General features: G+C 38.7%; 20 protein-coding genes and 4 tRNA genes. 8 read left to right on the top strand and 16 right to left on the bottom strand.

What is annotated here, in order from left to right:
• Positions 1-12 precede the first annotated feature (12 nt).
• The gene (locus FIM44_RS06180; RefSeq protein ID WP_140579427.1) at positions 13-1,245 is read right to left on the bottom strand and encodes an NAD(P)/FAD-dependent oxidoreductase; all 1,233 of its coding nucleotides are present in this window, start codon (positions 1,243-1,245) and stop codon (positions 13-15) included.
• A 22-nt stretch (positions 1,246-1,267) separates the two neighbouring features.
• The gene (locus FIM44_RS06175) at positions 1,268-1,645 is read right to left on the bottom strand and encodes a RidA family protein (RefSeq protein WP_140579426.1); all 378 of its coding nucleotides are present in this window, start codon (positions 1,643-1,645) and stop codon (positions 1,268-1,270) included.
• A gap of 327 nt (positions 1,646-1,972) precedes the next feature.
• On the opposite strand from FIM44_RS06175, the gene FIM44_RS06170 reads away from it, so the two are divergent.
• The 6 genes from FIM44_RS06170 to FIM44_RS06145 all read left to right on the top strand — a co-directional run bounded on the left by FIM44_RS06170 (position 1,973) and on the right by FIM44_RS06145 (position 4,735).
• Positions 1,973-2,047 (top strand) — tRNA-Gly (locus FIM44_RS06170).
• 41 nt (positions 2,048-2,088) lie between these two features.
• Positions 2,089-2,175: transfer RNA gene (locus FIM44_RS06165), tRNA-Leu, on the top strand.
• Between the two features lie 53 nt (positions 2,176-2,228).
• Positions 2,229-2,303: transfer RNA gene (locus tag FIM44_RS06160), tRNA-Cys, on the top strand.
• A 49-nt stretch (positions 2,304-2,352) separates the two neighbouring features.
• Positions 2,353-2,440, top strand: a tRNA-Ser gene (locus tag FIM44_RS06155).
• A 125-nt stretch (positions 2,441-2,565) separates the two neighbouring features.
• Positions 2,566-4,056, top strand: coding sequence for a Na+/H+ antiporter NhaC family protein (locus FIM44_RS06150; protein WP_140579425.1), 1,491 nt, complete (start codon positions 2,566-2,568; stop codon positions 4,054-4,056).
• 316 nt (positions 4,057-4,372) lie between these two features.
• Positions 4,373-4,735: a hypothetical protein gene (locus FIM44_RS06145; protein ID WP_131142773.1), complete on the top strand. Its 363-nt coding sequence runs from the start codon at positions 4,373-4,375 to the stop codon at positions 4,733-4,735.
• Positions 4,736-5,124: 389 nt separating this feature from the next.
• Here FIM44_RS06145 and FIM44_RS06140 read toward each other — a convergent pair whose 3' ends face one another.
• From FIM44_RS06140 to accD, 3 genes are read right to left on the bottom strand one after another with little or no spacing between them, the layout of a single operon-like run.
• Positions 5,125-6,138, bottom strand: coding sequence for a LapA family protein (locus tag FIM44_RS06140; protein WP_033122935.1), 1,014 nt, complete (start codon positions 6,136-6,138; stop codon positions 5,125-5,127).
• A gap of 9 nt (positions 6,139-6,147) precedes the next feature.
• A complete protein-coding gene (gene rlmH, locus FIM44_RS06135; protein ID WP_120878480.1) occupies positions 6,148-6,600 on the bottom strand; it encodes a 23S rRNA (pseudouridine(1915)-N(3))-methyltransferase RlmH in 453 nt (150 codons plus the stop codon).
• Between the two features lie 13 nt (positions 6,601-6,613).
• On the bottom strand, positions 6,614-7,483 hold the full coding sequence (gene accD, locus FIM44_RS06130; protein ID WP_140579424.1) for an acetyl-CoA carboxylase, carboxyltransferase subunit beta: 870 nt from the start codon (positions 7,481-7,483) through the stop codon (positions 6,614-6,616).
• An 80-nt stretch (positions 7,484-7,563) separates the two neighbouring features.
• Between accD and recO the strand changes: the two genes are divergently transcribed.
• Positions 7,564-8,178, top strand: a complete 615-nt coding sequence (gene recO / locus FIM44_RS06125) for a recombination protein RecO (RefSeq protein ID WP_014536554.1) — start codon at positions 7,564-7,566, stop codon at positions 8,176-8,178.
• Between the two features lie 10 nt (positions 8,179-8,188).
• Complete coding sequence (locus tag FIM44_RS06120; protein WP_140579423.1) at positions 8,189-8,845, top strand: CinA family protein; 657 nt, start codon at positions 8,189-8,191, stop codon at positions 8,843-8,845.
• A gap of 2 nt (positions 8,846-8,847) precedes the next feature.
• On the opposite strand, the gene FIM44_RS06115 is transcribed toward FIM44_RS06120, so the two are convergent.
• The 11 genes from FIM44_RS06115 to FIM44_RS08490 form a co-directional block, all read right to left on the bottom strand.
• The gene (locus FIM44_RS06115; RefSeq protein WP_140579422.1) at positions 8,848-9,414 is read right to left on the bottom strand and encodes a hypothetical protein; all 567 of its coding nucleotides are present in this window, start codon (positions 9,412-9,414) and stop codon (positions 8,848-8,850) included.
• A 64-nt stretch (positions 9,415-9,478) separates the two neighbouring features.
• The gene (gene rdxA, locus FIM44_RS06110; protein WP_140579435.1) at positions 9,479-10,051 is read right to left on the bottom strand and encodes an oxygen-insensitive NAD(P)H-dependent oxidoreductase RdxA; all 573 of its coding nucleotides are present in this window, start codon (positions 10,049-10,051) and stop codon (positions 9,479-9,481) included.
• Positions 10,052-10,128: 77 nt separating this feature from the next.
• On the bottom strand, positions 10,129-10,968 hold the full coding sequence (gene lgt / locus FIM44_RS06105; protein WP_140579421.1) for a prolipoprotein diacylglyceryl transferase: 840 nt from the start codon (positions 10,966-10,968) through the stop codon (positions 10,129-10,131).
• Positions 10,969-10,977: 9 nt separating this feature from the next.
• Positions 10,978-11,706, bottom strand: coding sequence for an RluA family pseudouridine synthase (locus FIM44_RS06100; protein WP_140579420.1), 729 nt, complete (start codon positions 11,704-11,706; stop codon positions 10,978-10,980).
• 13 nt (positions 11,707-11,719) lie between these two features.
• Positions 11,720-12,901: a lipid IV(A) 3-deoxy-D-manno-octulosonic acid transferase gene (gene waaA, locus FIM44_RS06095; protein ID WP_140579419.1), complete on the bottom strand. Its 1,182-nt coding sequence runs from the start codon at positions 12,899-12,901 to the stop codon at positions 11,720-11,722.
• On the bottom strand, positions 12,902-13,666 hold the full coding sequence (locus FIM44_RS06090; protein WP_140579418.1) for a zinc ribbon domain-containing protein: 765 nt from the start codon (positions 13,664-13,666) through the stop codon (positions 12,902-12,904). It lies immediately after the preceding gene.
• Between the two features lie 9 nt (positions 13,667-13,675).
• A complete protein-coding gene (locus FIM44_RS06085) occupies positions 13,676-14,407 on the bottom strand; it encodes a GTP cyclohydrolase I (protein ID WP_140579417.1) in 732 nt (243 codons plus the stop codon).
• 1 nt (position 14,408) lies between these two features.
• Entirely contained in the window at positions 14,409-15,305 is an 897-nt protein-coding gene (gene glyQ, locus FIM44_RS06080; RefSeq protein ID WP_140579416.1) for a glycine--tRNA ligase subunit alpha, read from the bottom strand.
• Positions 15,306-15,318: 13 nt separating this feature from the next.
• The gene (locus FIM44_RS06075; RefSeq protein WP_140579434.1) at positions 15,319-16,257 is read right to left on the bottom strand and encodes an NAD(P)H-dependent glycerol-3-phosphate dehydrogenase; all 939 of its coding nucleotides are present in this window, start codon (positions 16,255-16,257) and stop codon (positions 15,319-15,321) included.
• A 141-nt stretch (positions 16,258-16,398) separates the two neighbouring features.
• Complete coding sequence (locus FIM44_RS06070; protein WP_140579415.1) at positions 16,399-18,006, bottom strand: dynamin family protein; 1,608 nt, start codon at positions 18,004-18,006, stop codon at positions 16,399-16,401.
• Positions 18,003-20,333, bottom strand: coding sequence for a dynamin family protein (locus FIM44_RS08490; protein WP_194148711.1), 2,331 nt, complete (start codon positions 20,331-20,333; stop codon positions 18,003-18,005). Before FIM44_RS08490 ends, FIM44_RS06070 begins: the two co-directional genes overlap by 4 nt.

The following is a 20,333-nucleotide window of genomic DNA, read 5'->3' as shown; positions in this document are numbered from 1 at the left end:
AAAAGAAATTTCTTAATCCCTAAAAAATGCAGAAAAAAGCATAATATCGGCATTTTTTTCATTCGCTCCGTCTTGGCTTAAATCGGCGATGATTTTACCAATGGCCGGGCCAAAAGTGATGCCAAGCCACCCAAGCCCTGTCGCATGGATTAAGTTTTTATAGTGTTTGTCAAACCCTAAATAAGGAATATCATTAGGGGTTAAGGGTCTAAAACCGCACCACTCTATGGCGTCTTTCATTTCAAAAGGCTGCGTGAAAGCGGCTAAATTCTTTTTCATGTTGGCGATTTGCTCTTTATCAATGAGAGCGTTGTTGGTGTTTAATTCTAATTTAGAAGTGATCCTAACGGTGTCTCTTCGTGGGGTCATTGCCATGAAAATATCCGCAAATAAAGAAGAGGTTTTGGGTTTCAATTCTTCAGGCATTTTAAAGGTGATGCTATAGCCTTTAGCCCCCATCATTAAAAAATCGTTCTTGGTTTTTTTAATGAGAGCGGGGTTAGCCCCGGCGGCTAGAATGATTTTTTCTGCTTGGATTTTTTCCTTGTGCGTGATAACGCCATCAATGAGGTTATTTTTAAACTCAAAATCGATCACTTCTTCATTATAAAGAAATTCCACGCCCGCATTTTGTAAATATTCTTGCAAAGAGCGCATCACTTCGCCCGGATCCACATGCGCGTTTTCGGTTAAAAGCACGCTCCCGCAGATATTGTCATTAACAATAGGCATGTATTCTTTGGTCTCTTTCACATTCAAAATCTTATAAGCACCGCTGTTATCGCAAGTTTTAAGCTTTTTTTCAAAACTTTCTTCTAAAGTGTAGATCATTAAAAGCCCGTCTTCCTTATACCAAAAGTCCATGCCGTCTTCTAGCATTTGATGGTATATATCAACACTCAGCCACCCATAGCGTTCAAACAACGCCATGGTGCGGTGCGTGGATTTGGCGTTTGCGCTTTTCATAAACTTTAAAATCCATTGATAGAGCTTTAAATTAAGCCCAAAATGGAATTTTAAAGGGGCTTGGTTTTTGAGCATGAGCTTTAGGGTGTCTAACACCACACCAGGGCATGAGAGCGGGGCTTTTTTAAACGCAGAAATGAGCCCGGCATTCCCAAAAGAAGTGCCGTTTGCACCATCGCTTTTTTCAATCACGCAAACCTTATGCCCTAACTTGTGCATAGAATACGCACAAGAAAGCCCCACAATCCCACCACCTATGACCACGACTTCTTTTTTCATGCTGATAGTCCCTTTAATAAAATCACTTAATGGCTATCGCTTCAATTTCTACTAAAGCGTCTTTAGGCAGTTTGGCCACTTGAAAGGTCGCTCTAGCCGGATAAGGCTCTTTAAAATAACTCCCATAGATTCCATTCACCACCGCAAAATCGTCTAAACTTTTCAATAAAATAGTCGTTTTAACCACGCTATCCATCCCTAATCCTGCTTCTTTTAAAACCGCTTTGATATTTTCCATTGACTGCGTGGTTTGAGAATGAATATCCGCGCCTTTAAATTCGCCGGTACTCGCATCAATGCCTAATTGCCCAGAAACAAAAACAAGATCGTTAGTAGCGATAGCTTGAGAATAAGGGCCTATAGCTTTTGGGGCCAGCGTTGAATGAATGACTTCTTTCATGATTGAAACTCCTATGATGATGTGTTATGTCAGCTATTATTATGCAATCAAATTAAAAAGAAGTAAAAAATGAGCGCAAAACGCTTTGAATTTTCATCTTATTATAAGGTATTGTATATTTTTTACCCATATTTAGAAATTCTTAAACGGGTTTTATTTGAATTTTAGGCTTATTTCACAAAATGCCTTTGAGTATTTTTATAGACACTGCCACTAAAAGAGCAAAGCCACAATCTGTTTTTAAAAGAGAATTGAAAATTTTAACAAAACCTTGACTTTTATTATTGAGTTTAGATACAATAACAATCGTCTTTTTGAATAAAGAGTGCGGGAATAGCTCAGTGGTAGAGCACGACCTTGCCAAGGTCGGGGCCGCGGGTTCGATCCCCGTTTCCCGCTCCATATTTTGATTTAACTTCTAGAGCATGGTTTCTATTTAGTTTGCCCAGGTGGTGGAATTGGTAGACACAAGGGACTTAAAATCCCTCGGTAGCAATACCGTGCCGGTTCAAGTCCGGCTTTGGGCACCATTTTTGGGTGCGATTTGATTTTATTTTTTGAATACGCTAGTGTTAAAATTTAAGGCGACATAGCCAAGTGGTAAGGCATGAGTCTGCAAAACTTTGATTCCCCGGTTCGAATCCGGGTGTCGCCTCCATTTATTGTAGTCATTTAGGGACTTTTGTAAGGGACTTTTATGAAAATAGCGGGAGATGGCTGAGTGGTTGAAAGCGGCGGTCTTGAAAACCGTTGAGGGTCATACCTCCGGGGGTTCGAATCCCTCTCTCCCGGCCACTTGATTAAAATCTTTTAAGCGATTTGTTTTGGCAAATTCATCTCTTCTTTTAACAAAGAATTTTGTGAATATTGATTGTCTCTTTTAATTGAAATTTAAAGATTAGTTTAAAGGATTTTATTCGGTGGGATTGTCAGCGTTAAGCCTTATTGTTCCTATTAGCGTTATTTTAATGGTGGTTTTTACTAAAAGAGTCGCACTCTCGTTGTTTGTGGGCATTTTAGTGAGCGCTGTTTTAATGCATTCGTTACACCTTTCTTACATCGTAGAATATGCCTATACTAAAATCACTTCCGTTTTTTACACTTACGAGCCAGAAAAAGGGCTTCATTTCAATCTTTCCAACCTCTATGTTTTTGGTTTTTTAATCTTTTTAGGCGTCTTAAGCCAAGTGATTTTAAAATCCGGTAGCGTGCAGAACTTTGTCAAAAAAGCTAAAAAATACTCTAAAAACGCTAAAACCCCTGAATTTATCGCTTTTTTTTCAGGCATTATTATTTTTGTAGATGATTATTTTAACGCCCTGACCGTGGGGCAAATCTCAAAGTCTTTAAACGACGCCCATAATTCCACACGAGAGCGCCTAGCTTATATTATAGACTCCACTTCAGCACCGGTGTGCTTATTAGTCCCTATTTCTAGCTGGGGGGCATATATCATGGGGATCATGAATAACGACAGCTCGCCCTTATTAAAAGATAGTTTTTCGGTGCTTGTGCAAAGCTTAAGCAGTAATTATTATGCGATTTTTGCGCTCATTGCGGTCTTTCTCACCATTTTATGGCAAATCAATCTCCCTAGCATGAGGAAGTATCAAAACATAGGCGTGAAGGATTTTTATAGCGAACAAGAAGAAAGCTCTTCAAAACTAGCCCCCTTAAGACTGTTACCCCTTTCTATTTTATTATTGATCGTGTCCATTTCATCATTGATTTTTTATACAGGAGTGGTCTTAAAAAACACTGATGCGAGCTTTTCGCTCTTTTATGGGGGGCTGTTTTCGCTCATTGTTACTTATCTTTTAGCTTATAGGTTTTTAGAAAAAGGGAGTTTTTTTAAACTCATGTTGGATGGCTTTAAGAGTGTGGGGCCAGCGATACTAGTTTTAACGCTCGCTTGGGCTATTGGGCCTGTGATCAGAGATGACGCTCAAACGGGGGTTTACTTGGCCCACATCAGCAAGGGATTTTTAAATAGTGGGGGAGGCGTGTATATGCCTTTAATCTTTTTTTTAATCTCTGGGTTTATCGCCTTTTCTACCGGCACAAGCTGGGGGGCGTTTGCGATCATGCTGCCCATTGGAGCGGGCATGGCTAATGAAAGCGATATTATTTTGATTGTTTCAGCGATCCTCTCAGGCGCGGTTTATGGCGATCACACAAGCCCCATTTCTGACACGACTATACTATCGGCTGCAGGGGCAGGGTGTTCGGTGCAAAGCCATTTCATCACACAACTCCCTTATGCGACTATTGCGATGCTTTGTAGTGCGGTGAGTTTGGGGGTGGCAAGTTTTATGCATTCACGCTCGCTCGCTCTTTTAATCGGTGTGGCTTTGCTTGTGGGGGTGTTTTATCTTTTAAAAAGGTTGTATGGTGAAAATCTAAAAACTTAAATTGGGCATTGACCTAAAAATTTAAAAATCCCATTTTTTAAAATTAAAATAAGGTTTTAGCGATCCCTATTGGATTAAAAAAGAGTCTTATCTCATTATCAATCAATTTAAAAAAATTATTCAAAAATAACCATCAATTATAAAAATCTTCACAAATCTCTAAATCGTAACGCTTTTTTAAAAAATACATTTTTTTTAATTTTTTAATCAACCATTAAGGTGTTTTAGGTTAAATTTCCTTATCTGTTAAACATACGGATAATGTTATATCTTAAGGAAAGAAAATGGGGTTAGGACACTAATAAGTTTAGGGATTTTGTTAAGCGTTTTGAATGGCGATGATCTGAGATTGTATTCAAAGCCTTTAGTCTATTCGGCTGGAAGTGGGATTATTGGGATTGATATTGACAAACGGACATTTTATAAACGAGCGTTCGCTTTCACGATGAAATCATTGTTCGGTGAAAACTTGCTTCTGTTTGTCAAATTAAAGCATTCTGCGTTGACGAGCAAACACATGAAAGGGCCTTTAGAAAACCGCCATCATCATTCTTTCACTAAAAATTATGAAAAAGCGGTTAATAGTTGTCAAAAGTATTTCCATATCAAATTGCCTGAAGGTGCTCCTAGCAACTTCAAATCAGGTTCATACATGGCCACTATGGTGGTGCGTTTTTAAAGCGTTATTTGGGGTATTCTTTAATACCCTTATCGTCTTTTAAAATACCATCTTTCAAAAGCACAAATTTATTTTTTAGCCCTTTTTTTAAATCTTCTTAAGACTCTTTTATTGTAGTAATGAATGAAGTATTTTTAAAATATGGATAAAATTCATAGAAGAAAAATAAAAAGGCTCTGTTTTCATCAAATACGGGTTACTAAAACTTTTTATGGTGGGTTAAAGCGTATTTTTGGCTTTAGTTGTTTCTTTTTAGGATTAGTTTAAGGTTTAAAGCATTACTCTCTTTTCTCTTGTCATTTGGCGCTAAAAGCGACTCAATTAGCCCATTCCTTGATGATTGATTTCTTTGTAATCATCTAATCTGCCCTAAAATTAAAACAAACCCCCTACAAAAACGCTTCTAACTTATAAGCTTTTTTATGCTCTTGTTTCAAATCCATGTAAGCGTTTAAAAGCATGTATTCTTCAAAGGATAAAACCGCTAGATGCTCCTTAGCGAGATCGTTCATTTCTAATTCTAACAACACAAACAAAAAGGCTTTTTGCGCTTTATCGTCTTCTTGGCTTAAAATCTCAAAAAATTGGAACCATTGATCAGGGACAAGAAATTTTTGCGCTTTTTGCGCGAGCTTTAAATAATCATTCTTGTCATAACCCACCCTTTTGCAAAGCTCTGAAATCTTTAAAGTGTCTGCGTTTAAAGATTTTTCAAAAAAGGCTTTTAAAAAAGACTTCACGCACTCTTTATCCAAGTTATCTTGCATCGCATTCAAAGCCTTTAAAACCTCTTTTTTGCTGCCTTTTTGGGCGATTTCTATAAAAGCGTAGCGTCGTAATTCCAAAGGGATTTGCGCGTTTGTTAAAACTTCAAAAGCGTTTTTTAAGTCGTTATGAATGAAAGCTTTCAAGCGTTTAGAAAAATAAGCATGATCATAAGCCAGAGAGTGCTTATCGTGATCTTTAGGCTCAAGGGTGTTATTTTCTATATTGTGGTAGTGCTTAAAAAGGTTATCCACTTTTTCGCACCCGCTACTTGGCGTGTTTAAATCAGCCTTTAAATCATAGCGGGCTAAGATTTGAGAGAGGTTTTTAGCGAGATCGCTTTTAAATTTCGTTTTTAAAAAAGTCTTTTGGGTGTCTTGAGACAGGATTTGTTTGAGCAATTTGTCAAAATCCCTTTTTTCATGGTATAAGCGGATTTTATGGCTGAGATTGTGCTTGAATAAAAAAACCCATGAAAAAAAAGCGAACATGCCCAAAACGCCCATAAGCCATACGGCAATGGGAAAATTAAAGCTGTAACTCCCCAAATTGAAAGCATAAGCTTGCGGATCAATGCTATAAACAAACACGCCAAAACCCACAATGAACAAAAATGTAAAGATAATGTAAAAACGCATGCGCACCTCCTATTTATGGTATGGATGCTTAAAAATAATGCTTAAAGCCCTATAGATTTGCTCGCACAAGACAATTTTAGCCACTTCATGGCTAAAAGTCATCTCGCTCAAACTCCAAGCCTGACAATCCTTTAAAAACTTTTCTTCAAACCCATACGCTCCAGCGATAAAAAAATTAATATTAAGATGATTTTCTAACATTTTACTAAACGCAAAGCTATCGCCCCTTTGAGCTTTAGGGTGTAAGGCAATATTTTTCGCCTTAAGGTTTAAATACGGCTCAAAGGCTAGAGAGTAGCTTTTTTGAGCGAGTTCTTTAGAAACTTTTTGAGCGTTGGCGGTATTTTTAGGGAATAAATCCACTAATTCCAGCTCGCAATCAAATTGCCTGCATTGCTTTTGATAAATTTTCACTAACTCTAAAGGCGAACTTTTAGCGATAGAATACACCACGCAACGCATCAATGTTAAAACTTTAAAAAATCTTTGAAGTCTTATGCATCATCATAGCGATCAAATCGCTCAAAGTTTTTTTCAAATCCTTCCTGTGCACAATCATATCAATCAAGCCATGCTCTAATAAAAATTCCGCTGTTTGAAAGCCCTCAGGCAAATCCGCCCCTATAGTTTGCTTAATCACTCTAGGCCCTGCAAAACCTATCATCGCCCCAGGCTCTGCGATAATGAGATCCCCTAAAAAAGCAAAAGACGCACTAACGCCTCCATAAGTGGGATCGCTTAAGAGCGAAATGAAAGGGAGTTTGGCCTCACTCAATCGGTTCAAAGCCGCGCTCGTTTTAGCCATTTGCATGAGCGAATAAGTGGATTCTTGCATCCTAGCCCCCCCACTCGCTGAAACAATCAGTAACGCTTCTTTTTTAGCAACCGCGCGATTGATCGCTCTTACGATCTTTTCGCCTTCCACAGAGCCTAAACTCCCCCCCATAAAACTGAAATCAAACACCACGATCTGCAAAGGCATGCGATTAATTTTAGCCTCACCGCTGATCACTGAGCTTGGGCGGTTAGTCCTTTTTTCGTATTTTTTAATGCGTTGCTTGTAGCTCTCTTTATCCACGAAATTTAAAGGATCATTAGGCCGTAAGTGCTTGTCAAATTCTTCAAAACTCCCCACATCGCAGAGGAATTCAATCCTTTCAGCCGCTTTCATGCGGAAATGGTAATGGCATTTCAAACACACGCTGTATTTACCAAACACTTCTTTATGATACATTAACACATAACATTTAGGGCATTTCACCCAATGGCTTGGCTGTTCTTCCTTACTTGGTGCTGTCCGCAACTTATTGATCTTAAAATTTTTAAAGAAATCTGCAAATCCCATGTTTTTCCTTAATTTTGCAGTTTTATTAGGATTGTATCCAAGTTTTGCTTATAATAAACAAAATTAGCTTAAGAGTAGTGATGCAAGGGTTTCTTTTACAAACACAAAGCATAAGAGATGAAGATTTGATCGTGCGCGTTTTAACCAAAAACCAGCTCAAAACCCTCTATCGTTTCTATGGCAAACGCCATAGCGTGCTGAATGTGGGGCGTAAAATTGATTTTGAAGAAGAAAACGATGATAAATTTTTACCCAAGTTAAGGAATATTTTGCATTTAGGCTATCTTTGGGAAAGAGAAATGGAGCGCTTGTTTTTTTGGCAACGCTTTTGCGCTCTCTTGTTCAAGCATTTAGAAGGCGTGCATTCTTTGGATAGTATCTATTTTGACACTTTAGATGATGGGGCTAACAAGCTCTCCAAACAGCACCCCTTAAGAGTGATTTTAGAAATGTATGCCACGCTTTTGAATTTTGAAGGGCGCTTGCAAAATTACAATTCTTGTTTTTTATGCGATGCAAAATTAGAGCGTTCTGTCGCTTTAGCGCAAGGGTTCATTCTAGCGCACCCCTCTTGTTTGAAAACTAAAAGCCTGAATTTAGAAAAAATCCAAGCTTTTTTTCGCACTCAAAGCACGATTGATTTAGAAATAGAAGAAGTGGAAGAATTATGGCGCACGCTGAATTTAGGGTTTTGAAAGGTTAAAAATGAAATTTAAATTTTTGAATATGGATAATGAGAGCGGTTTTATTTTGATTGAAAAAGAATTGAAACGATTGGACATTCTCGCTCAAGTCAAAGAAGATTGCATTGAATTAAAAGGCGAGAATATCAAACAAGCAAGAATCTATCTTAAAACGCTTTTTAACTCCAATATTGTGGAATTAGACGACAATCAAAAAAGCGCAAGCGCTTTAATAGAACGCTTGAAATCTTTAGGCTTAAAAATTGCGGTGGCTGAAAGCTGCTCTGGGGGGTTGTTATCGCATGCATTCACTTCCATTAGCGGGGCTTCAGCGGTTTTTATGGGGGGTGTTGTGTGTTACAATGAAGAGGTTAAACGCGAATTATTGAAAGTCAATGCCACGACTTTAAAAGTTTTTGGGGTTTATAGCGAAGAATGCGTGAAAGAAATGCTATTAGGCGTGTTTTTAAATTTTAAAGCGGATTTAGCGCTTGCGATGAGTGGGGTGGCTGGCCCTAATGGGGGGAGCAAGGCTAATCCTGTAGGCACGATTTATATTGGTGCACAAAAGTTAGGATCTCAAGCTGTAATTGATCGCTGTTTTTTTGAAGGGAACAGAGAAAGCATTCAAAATAAAAGCGTAGAGCATGCCCTAAACATGCTCGCTAGAATGCTATAAAACTACCTTAACGCGCAAACGCTACCGAATTCTTTTTGAGCGACTTTAGCGATGTAGGCGATTTCATTATCGTTAAGATTTTCAACGCTCGCTTTTAAATACCTTTTGATTTGCTCAATCTGGCAACCCTCTAGCTTGATTTTCACCACAGCCACCTCAGATTTTAAATTCGTATAGGTGTAGGCTACCTGGATCTTAGTCGCTAGGTAATTATAGATAGCGTAGCTGATATCCGTAGTCGTTTTCTCGGACTCATGGAATTGCTCCATGAAGCGTTTTTTATACTTCAACATGATTTCATGAAAAACCACGATCAAGTTCAATTTAGCGTTTAAGGTCGCTTGCTCAATCCCTAAATATTTATTACTAACAGGGATATACGCCACGCCCATTTCTTCATAGGGGACTTTAGGGTCTTCAAAAACCCAAGCAGGAGCATCAGATAGTTCTGATTTCATGCCCTTTAAATCAGAGACTAAAATCCCATCATCTCTTAAAAGACTCTTAGCACTTAATGAAACGCTTGAAAACATCCCTAAAAGAGCGATTAAAACCATTCTTTTAAACAAAATACCACTCCTTAAACTTTAATTTAGGTTTGATTATAGTTAAAAAGTTTTTGATTTTGTTTAATCACAACCAAGTAATTGCATCAACTTTTGATTTTCTTGATTTTTGGCTCGCTTCTGCCACCCTCTTACCCAAAGCGATCAAGCATGCGATTTTAGGCTTATTGATACGCTCTTCTAAAACTTCGCCCACTTTTAAAGGATCAAAGCCTCCAATAATGCAACTATCCAATCCCATTAAGCTCACGCCCATGCAAATTTGCCCCACAGCGATATAGCATTGCTCTAAAATATAGCTTTCTAATTTTTGCATGCTGTGGTTGAATCTCACGCCAAGCATTTGAGCGAAAGAGGGGATCACTCTAACTTTATAAGACTCCGGATAAAGGTTTTGCATGTAGTGGCTGTGTGGCAACAACTCGCTGGGTCTTAAAGAGCATACCACCATTAACGCTGAAGCGCTTTTAATCATTTCTTCATTAAAATAGCTGTGTGCTGCAATTTGATTTTTTAAATCCTTATTAGTAACCATCACAAAATGCCATGGCTGCGTGTTGTAAGAGCTTGGCGATAGTCTGGCGATTTCAGCGATTTCTTCTAATTCTTCGCTAGAGAACTCATAATGGCTGTCAAACATCTTGCAAGAATGGCGCTCGTTTAGTAATTGTCTTCTTTTTTCTTGATCCAAAATCCAAAAATTTCATTGATTTTCCTTTATTTTTTTAGAATTTTTGTAGCATACAATAAAATCCCTAATGAAACAATTACCATAAATAAGCTTAAAATCTGCCCCATGCTCAAATTTAAAAAATAAACCCCCATTTGGCTATCCGGCTCTCTGTAAAATTCCGCAATAAAGCGCATCAAGGAATACCCCAAGCCATAAACCACAATAAGCAACCCATGCGTTTTGGTGTGTTTTTTAGCCCACACCACCATTAAAAACACGATAACCCCCTCTAAAAACGCTTCAATCAATTGACTGGGATAACGCAATTGATTATCCACCATAATGCCTATGATTTGCCCTAAATGGCTGTCTTTGGGGACAATTCTCCCCACAAGCTCCTGATTTAAAAAATTCCCAATCCTCCCAAAAACATACCCTAAAGGCAGGCTAATCGCAATCAAATCCAAATAAATCAAAAGCTTTTTCAAATCCTTACGGCTATAAAGATACGAAGCGATCAAAAACCCCACCAACCCCCCATGATAGCTCATTCCACGAATGCCTACAAAATCCCCATGGCTGTCAAAAGGGTTGAAGATTTGCCAAAAATGCGTCAAATAATAGCTGGAATTAGGCTCATAAATAAGAATGTATCCTATCCTTGCCCCTAGCACAATGCCAAGCTCCGCCCATAAAAAATAACTCTCAAATTCCTTCCTTTCAATGGGGAATCGTTTGGGGTCTTTTTGAATCATTCTTAACGCCATGTAAAAAGCGATAACAATCGCGCACGCATACGCCAAACCATACCAATGCACTTCAATACTGCCAAGACTAAAAGCGATAGGGTTAAATTGATCATAAATCGTATTCCAAGCGTTCATGATCAATCCTTAAATTTCAAATTCTTTAGGGGGGATCGCTTCAAATTCATACCCTAATAGCGCGATTTTATGCGCATGGAGCATCAAGCGTTTGGCTGAACCTGGCTCATTATTATAAAGCGTATCGCCTATAATGGGGTGGTTGATATGCTTTAAATGGACTCTGATTTGGTGGGTTCTTCCGGTTTTGATCCCCACTTTTAAAAGGGTTTTTTTGTTGATGATTTTTAAGGGCGTGATGATTGTAACCGCTTCTTGCCCTTTTTTAGAGATCTTGCTAAACGCTTTAGTGGTTTTAATCGTGAGAATGGGGGCGTTGATTTCTCGCTCTTCTTCTATGATGCCTTGAACGATCGCTAAATACTCCTTTTTAACCACCCTGTCTTTAAAAGCCTTTTTAGCTTTTAAATGGAATTCTGAATTTTCTTTCACCAATAAAATCACCCCGCTTGTTTCTTTATCCAAGCGGTGCAACAAAACCCAACCTTTGAAAAAAGAGGCTAGATCATAGCTCTCTATAAAAGGGGGTTTAAAAAGGGCTAGAATGTTTTCATCTTCAAAAATCACGCTGGGTTTTTCAATTTTTTGGACATTAAAGCGTGTGTTTTTAGGTAATTCCTTTCTGGCGACCATCAATTTCTTCCCCCCTATACTCACTAACCCCAAATCAATCAAAGCTTTAGCTTTTTTATGCGAAATGTTTTCTTGAACGCTCAATATTTTATAAGCTTTTTCCATGTTTATATCCTTTTTAATGTTTAATGAATGCGAGCAATTCGTTTAAATCATGCCCGTTTTCTAAAAAACGCGCCACGCCTAAATTTTTGTAATCCAAAAGAGCGTCTAACAGATCCTCTTTTTGAACGATTTTATAAGGCTTGATTAATTCAAACAACGCTACTTGGTTGAAAATATACTCCCCTGTGATCAAGCGCGCATTAAAAAACGCCGGCTCTAAAGGGTTATGCCCCCCCATTTTGACAAACGAACCCCCTAAAATGACAATATCTGCGATTGGATAGAAATTATTCAATTCCCCCAAGCGATCCACTAACAAAATATCGCATTCCACAAAACCTTTTGAAGAAAAACACTCCAAACTAAAAGGCGTCGTTTTTAAAGCATCTTGCAATAAATTTTGCACGCTTTTAAAACGCTCAGGGTGGCGCGGCACGATAAAAAGTCTTGCGTTTTTAAAAGTCTTTTTCAATTCTAAAAACGCTTTTAACCCTAATTCCTCCTCGCCCTCATGCGTGCTGGCTAAAACAATGTTTAAAGCGCTTGGGTTTTTAGGGTAAAACGAAGTGGTTATGGGCTTTGAAAAACGCTTGATATTCAAAAAATCCACCACTTTTTTTGCCCCTAGATTCAACAAGCGCTTTTTATCATCCTTGCTTTGCGCTAAAACCAAATCAATGCGTTTGAATAAAAGCGCATAAAAAAAAGAAAAACGCTGGTATTTAGGGTAAGAACGAACGCTAATCCTAGCGTTAATGAGCATGGTTTTTGCCCCTAATTTTTGGGCCGTATCAAACACATTAAACCACAATTCCGCTTCTGTAACCACCAAAGTTTTTAAGCGTTTTAAGTTTTTTTTCCATGCAAATAATAGGGTTTCAAAAGGCAAGTAACGCACTTCTATATGCTCCAAATTCTGGTAAGTTTGAGCGGCTAATTCAAAACCGGTATGAGTGGTAACGCTAATTAAAATCGGCTCTTTTAAAGCTTGAATGATTGGCTCTAAGGATTTGACCTCCCCATAAGAGCATGCATGAAACCAAAAAATCGGCTCGCTTTTTAAAAAATTGTCTTTGAGGAAAAAACGAGCTTTTAAAGAATGGCGGTATTTTTCTTTAAAACTCCAAAAAAAGATGAAAGGCGCACCAAAAAGATGCCCCAAAGTTAAAAATAAAAGGTAGAAAAACTTAAACAATCAAACTAATTCTTGGCTTTCTTCTTGGCTTTCTTTTGGAGGTTGAGCGTTGTTTTCATACGCACCCTCAGCGTATAAAATACGCCCGCAATACGGGCAAGTGATCATATCCCCACTCGTTAGCACTTCAGTATAAATCTTATCGTTCAATCTAATAAAGCAACCCCCACAAGCCTGTTTTTTGATCGTTACAATGCTCGTGTTTTTCGCCCATCTTCTGATCCTTTCATAAAAGCTATAGATTTTAGGCTCGGTTTTTTCCACGAGTTCTTCTTTCTTTTTGAAGATGATTTGTTGGGTTTCTTTGATGTTTTTGACTTCGTTTTCCACTAAACTTTCTAATTCCAACGCTAATTTTTCAAGCTCTAGCATTTCTTTTTTCAAATCCTCTTGTTTTTCGCTTTTGTGCTTGATTTCATTTTGCAGGTTTTCAATTTCTCTGTTGGCTTGGTTGGATCGTTCTTTAGCAATATCTTCTTCAATGTTTAAAGAGCACAATTCCCTTTCGGATTTGATCTCGCTCATTTTCTTTTGAATGCTAGCGATTTTAGCGTTCGTGTCTTGTAGGGTTTGCTCGTTTTTAGAAACCTGTAATTTTAGGGCTAATTTTTCTTCTTCCAAATTCAAAATCGCTTTATTTTTAACTTCTTTATCATTCAAGGCCTTATCCAAGTCTTTTCGTTTTTCTCTGATCAATGGCTCTAAGGAGTCAATTTCTTTATCCAAATGCGAAATTTCAATCAATTGTTTGAGGTGGGTGTTCATCGCTTTCCTTTAAATGATTTGCAAGGGGTTTTTAAAATTCTCTATTGTAACCAAATAATTGAAAGAATGCAAAATTTCAGCCATAATCAGTGCAAAACCCCTTTCGCTATAATAATGCGTGGCGTCAATCAAGCTTATCCCTAAAGATTGAGCGATCATAGCGTCATGGTATTTCACATCGCCTGTAATCAAACAGCTTTGCACTTTTAAAGAAGAGAACATGGACGCTCCCGATCCGCACACAAACGCTAAATCTTTAACGATTGGAGAACTTTTGACACACGCTAAGGATCCCACCCCTAAAGAAGATTTGATTTTTTTCACCAACGCATCAAATTCCATATTAGCATTTTCTTTCACTAGCATAAGGCCTTTTTCTATCAAGCCATCAAACCCTAAAAGCGCGTGCGCGAAATGCTTGTTTAAATGCGTTTTGTCAAAATTCGTGTGCATGCTGATGACTGAAATGTTTTTTTGGATTAAGATTTTTAAAATATTCCCCGGATAAGCCTCATCGTTAAGCGTTTTTAAGGGCTTGAAAATTAAAGGGTGGTGCGTGATGATTAGGGCGTTTTGCGGCGCGTTTAGAGCGATTTGAAGCGTGATTTCTAAGCATGCGATAATCTCGCCAAACTCGCTATTTTCACTCCCCACATTCAACCCGCTATTATCCCACAATTCTTGAAGTTCAAAAGGCGAAAGGCGCTCTAAAACTTCCAACACTTCCTTAACTAACGCCATTTTAAGCCTTTGTTAAAGCGTTTTTCAGGCGCTCTTCCCTCTCTTCTTCTTGCTCTTTATAAAGAAGCGCACACCCTTTGGCTAAATCCCTGATTTGTAAAATATAATTTTGCCTTTCAGCCACCGAAATCGCTTTTCTGGCGTCTAAAACATTGAAAAAATGCGAGCATAACATCACAAAATCATAAGCCGGCAGCGGGAGCTTGTTTTCCAAGCAATGCAAGGCTTCAGCTTGTGCGTTTTTAAACATTTCTAACAGCCTTTTCACGCTCGCTACTTCAAAATGATACTTGCTAAATTCGTATTCGCTTTCTAAATGCACTTGCGCGTAATTCACGCTGTCATGATCTTTTTTAGCCCATTCAATCTCTAGGATATTTTCCACTTTTTGGACATACATCGCCAATCTTTCTAAGCCGTAAGTGATTTCTACAGGGATAGGGTTGCAAGGAATGCCCCCCACTTGCTGGAAATAAGTGAATTGCGTAACCTCCATGCCATCAAGCCACACCTCCCAGCCAAGCCCCCATGCCCCTAAAGTCGGACTCTCCCAATTGTCTTCTACAAATCGTATATCATGCTCATTAAGGTTTATCCCTAACACTTCTAAGCTTTTTAAATAGAGTTCTTGGATATTAGAAGGGCTTGGCTTGATGACTACTTGGAATTGGTAATAACTCCCCAAGCGGTTAGGGTTTTCCCCATAGCGCCCATCAGTAGGCCTTCTAGAGGGTGCGACATACGCCACATTCCACGGCTTTTTATCCAAACTCCTTAAAAGCGTGGCCGGGTGGAATGTCCCAGCTCCTGCAGGAATGTCATAAGGCTGGATCACCAAACAGCCTTGATTCTTCCAATACTCTTGTAATTTTAATAATAAACTTGAAAAATCTTGCATGCTCTCTTTCCTTTTAAGCGCGTCTGATCAAATCGTTCATGCTCTCTAGCACACTCTTACCCTTTAAAAGCAAGGCTAATTCGCTCGCAATGGGCGTATAAATGCCGTATTTTCTAGCGATTTCCACAATGGCGTTGGTCGTTTTCACCCCTTCAGCCACTTCGCCCAATTCTTCTAAAACCACCTCTAAAGGCTTGTTTTGGGCTAGCCCCAAACCCACACGATAATTCCTAGATAAAATGGAATTAGCGGTTAAAAACAAATCCCCAGCCCCAGAAAGCCCTAAAAAAGTCTCTGTCTTGCCCCCAAAGAACGCCCCAAAGCGTTGCATTTCCACTAAACCTCTAGACAATAAACTCGCTTTAGCGCTATTGCCTAATTTCAAGCCATCACAAACCCCCCCAGCAATGGCTATCACATTTTTATACGCACCAGCGATTTCACCCCCTATGATGTCTTGTTGGGCGTAAGCTCTGATAAAAGAGGGGGTTTTATTGGCAAATTCTAGCGCTAAAGCCTGATTATTAGAGTGAATGACTAGCGCGCAAGGCAGGCCTTGAATGATTTCAGCCGCAAAACTCGGGCCCGCTAAAAAACACAAAGAATTAGAATCGATAAAATCCTTTGCGATCTCGCTCACAAACGCCCTGTTTAAAACCTCTATCCCTTTAGAAGCGATTAAAACCTTAGCGTTTTTGGGTAAAGAAGCGTTTTGAAACCATTCCCTTAAGTGCTGCACGCTAATAGCGATCACATAGAGCGCTGCTTTTAAGCCTCTTTCTAAATCCACTTGCTCTATGGGGGCAGAACCTTTAGAGATTAAAGCGTCATTGAGCTTTTTTAGCGGCTCGTTTAGATCGCGCCTTGAAATGATTTTCACTTCATTCTTTTCTCCAAAAGCAAAGGCTAAAGCCCTCCCCCACGCCCCGCCACCAAATACTGCAATTTCCATTAAATTCCTAATCTCATTGATTGTAAAACTCACCATTTTACAATAATTAAGTTTAAAATAGCCCTTACAATCAAAACGCTGTCTTTGATTACAAATAAGGTAGTTTAAAAATCAGAAATCCCTTTCACGCTTTAATCTAGATCACCGCCGTTTTGATCGCCTCCACTCCCGCAAATCGTTTTGAAGCTCCTCGTTGTTTAAAGACTCTTGATAATATTCTTCGTTTGTTTCCTTATATTCTTTAAGTATTGACAAATTTTTTAAAGAATAGTCTAATTGGAGCAGTTCATTGTCATTATCCATCCAATCTCTATGTTTTTGGATGTATTCTTCACTCAAATCATACCAATCCAAGCAAAACATGTAATAATCCCTAAAATACAACACCATTTTTTTGATTTCTTTAAACTCTCTGTAGTTTGCTTCGTCGTCCTCTTCGTCTTCGTTTTGTTCTTTGTATTTTTCAAAAGTGAAAGCGCTCACACGATCAAAAACCTTATCAATGCTTTCTTTAAACAAGTCAATCACTTGGTTCAATTGCGCTAAATTCTCTCTTTTGGATCGCTCTTGCTCAGAAAATTCGTTGTTGAGCGAATGAATTTTATTAAAGGTAGCATCGTTGAAATCATCAAAGCCTTTTTGCATCAAATCCAATCCAACAGAACGCAATTCGCTTTGGTAGCGTTTGAATCGGTTAGCGTCTTGCTCAACAGCCTTTTCATACATCCGATGCACCTCGTATAAAGATTCTAAAATTTCGTTTTGTTTCTCGCTCCTTTGATTTAACTTCATTAAAAATTTTTCAAGCGAGTCAAAAACGGGTCTTTTTTCGCTGAACTCTTTATATTCTTGATACCTTGTAGCGCTATAAGCGCCAATCCCTAAAAACTCAATGCCATTATCTTTTAAAGTCCCTTTAATTTGTTTAGCGACTTCTTCTAATTGGCTTTTGGTGCGCCTATCAGCCCTACTCAATACGATAAAAACCTGCTTGCCTTCTTCTTCGCATAATTCTTGCAAAAACTCTAAATCATCGCTTTCAATGCCCCCACGCTCGCAACTAATGAGCCATAGAATGTGTTTAGCGTGCTTTAGGGATTCTTTAGAGGCTTCTTTGTCCCCACCCGTATAGCCTTGATTGCCGGGGTTATAGCCAGGCGTGTCTATGAAGCATAAAAATTCAAAAGGCACGCTAGGAGCGCTTAAAAGCATGAAGGGCATGATCTCTTTGAGATTAAAGCCAAGGGATTTTAAAAACTGATGGTCAAAAGCGAGATTAGGTAATTCCACCATGCCTCCATTTTGAGAAAACCCCATTAAAACTTCTTTTTTACCCTTTAGGCAATAAGTGGGGATAGCTGTGGTGGGATTCATGTCTTCAGGGAGTTTTAATTTCAAGCCCAACAAGTTGTTTAAAAAAGTGGATTTGCCCGCGCTAAACCCTCCCCCCACCGCAACCATGGTTTTTTGAAACAAACTAGGGTAGCTCGCTACCAATTGCAATTCTTTTTGGATTTCTTGGAGTATCAGTAACGCTATTTCCTTTTCTTTGAGCGAATCCACGCCGCTAGCGAACTCTAAAAACTCGTTATCCAAGACTCTCTGGTATTCCTCTAGCCCTTCATTGTTTGTTTTAGCGTTTAAAATACGAGCGATTAAATCGTAGCGTTCTTTTAAACCCACTGTATTGTGGTGGTTCTCAGACCTGCTATTGTCATTAAAAATGCCCTTAAAAAAATTAATACTCATTGGATCCCATTTAAAGCCTTGATTTGCGCGTCTAATTGAGCGATGGATTGCACTTTGTTTTGCACTTGATTTTGCAAATTTTGCATGTCTTTTTGGAGTTTTTTAAGCGTGTCGCTGGCGAAGTTTTGCTTTTCTAAATTCTCTCTTAAACCTTGGATATAGCCTTTCACATCTTTTTTAGCCTCAGATTCAAAATTTCTCACATGCATTTCCACGCTTTGTATAAAAGCATTAGCTTCATCGCCTTTTAAAAAGCCCGTCTTTGCTCCTATCTCGCCAGGAAGAGTGTAATCAAACTCTTTAAATTTAATGCGATCCAAGACAGCCATCACGCTTCTTTTGAAAGCCACCTCATCAATCAAATCATCAGAGATGATTTCACGCAATTGTTTAAAGACTTTAGCGTAGAGTTCTTTTTTAAAAACGACTTTAAAAGAATCAGCGCTGTCATTCAAAGCACTTTCGCAGCGTTCATGCATCTCTGTTAAATAATCAAGCACCGCTCCGGCTTTAATGGTTACTCTTGTGCGCTCTACTTCATCATAGCCCGCATCGTCATCAGCCCACCACAAAAAATTTCTTTTAAAGCTTCCAACAAGACCGCCTTGCTTCACTCTTTCAATATAATGCTCTTCTTCCTCTTCTTCTCTAGAGCGCGTTTTAGCCGTTTGGATAGCTTTCTTCAATGCTTCTTCCAAGCCAACTCTGATATTGTTGATGAAATGCAAGATAAATTCTTCATACACTTCCCTAAACTTCATTTCAATGTTACCAGAGAGTTTTTCATAAGCCTTTATTTGCTCTTTGATAGTGCTTATATCAGCGTTTTTAATCCTCTTTTTTTCTTCTTCTAGGTCTTGTAATAACTGCGCTATTAATGAATGGAGGTTGTTTGCTTGGCTCTGTGCATAATCTTGCCATTTTTGAGAAATGATTTTTTCTTTCTCTTTTGCGGCTTTTTCTAAACGCTCTTTAATCGCGCCCATATTGCTTAAAAACAATAAGCTTTCTTTAGACTTATCATCGCTACTAAAAGCGTCAGGGTAAAAATCTTTTAAATTCCGTAAGGCATTGTGATACTCTTCTGTTTTTTGGTTTCTTTCCCAAGAAGCTTGGTTGTTAAAATCTTTATACATGCTAAAGCAAACCCCTGAAGCCAAAATGACGCCATTTTTGATCGCTTTTTCAAAAACCTCTCGTTGGTTAGGGTAGTTTTGAATCAACTTTTCCATGATGCTATTTAATTGAGATGAAAGGGCTTTTTGCGCGTTTTCTAAGGCTGTAGGGAGGTGTTGGCGAGATTTTTCCACTTCACTCATAGAAAGAACAGCGCTGTCGGCTTGGCTTGCCACAAAATAAATTTCTTGAAGGCCTTCTTTGTTAGAAACCCTATCAAACAAATCCATATCGCTATCCGTTAAAAACTGACCAGAAGGGCTTATGATAAACACCACATCGCAATCTTTCAATAAGGCTTTGGTGCGCTCTTCTCTTGAGATAATCGGATCGTTCACGCCAGGGGTGTCAATCACCTCCAAATCTTTAAGATTGGGGTTATTCAAAGAAATTTGCACCGCTTTAGTGTAGGGCATGAACTTCCCGTCCGCGCCCACGAATTCAAGCAATTTCTGATTCAGCTCTTCTAAGCTGTTGGCTTGAATGCGCGGATCCAAGTTTTCCGTGTTGAGCGATCCGCTTTTTTTCATTTTTTCGTATTGATCGTATGATGAAACGAGTCTCGCATCCTTTTCTAACTCGTTTTTAGCGATCCTTTCAGCCCTTTTTACTATTTCTTCATCGCTTAAAACCCTCTCTTTGGGCACTTCTTTATCACTTTTGTTTCCGCTGATAAATTTGCCAAACTTATTTAATCCCTCTTTAGCCCTATTTGAAAGGCTCTGTTTTTCTTTTTGCTTTTTGACTTCTTCTTCAACAATTTTGTTAAACTCCCTTACATACCTTTCATGTTCGTTTTTAAGCTCTTCAATATCCTTTTGGCTATAAAACTCCACTTCAGTGCTTAGGGTATTGGCGTATTTTAAAACAGTAAGGCTAGCGGTCATGGGCGTTGCCGCTTTGGGTAAAACCTCTACACCCTCAAAAATCAAAGCGTTTAGAAGCGAGCTTTTGCCCGCTTTCACGCGCCCGATGATACCGACTTTAAGATCCCTATTTGTATCTTGCAACTCTTTTAGCGTTTTCTCTAACTCTTCGGTTGTAATCACAGAGTTATCGCTGATAAAAGGCCTCGCTCTTTCTTGCAAGCCTTGTTCTTTTAGCGTTTTTTCAATTAAAGCGCTTTTTTTAATGATTTCTTGCGCGTTCAT

Origin of the sequence: Helicobacter pylori (assembly GCF_006440215.1) — a bacterium.
GTDB lineage: Bacteria > Campylobacterota > Campylobacteria > Campylobacterales > Helicobacteraceae > Helicobacter > Helicobacter pylori_CS.
This window is presented reverse-complemented; position numbering and strand designations above follow the sequence as displayed.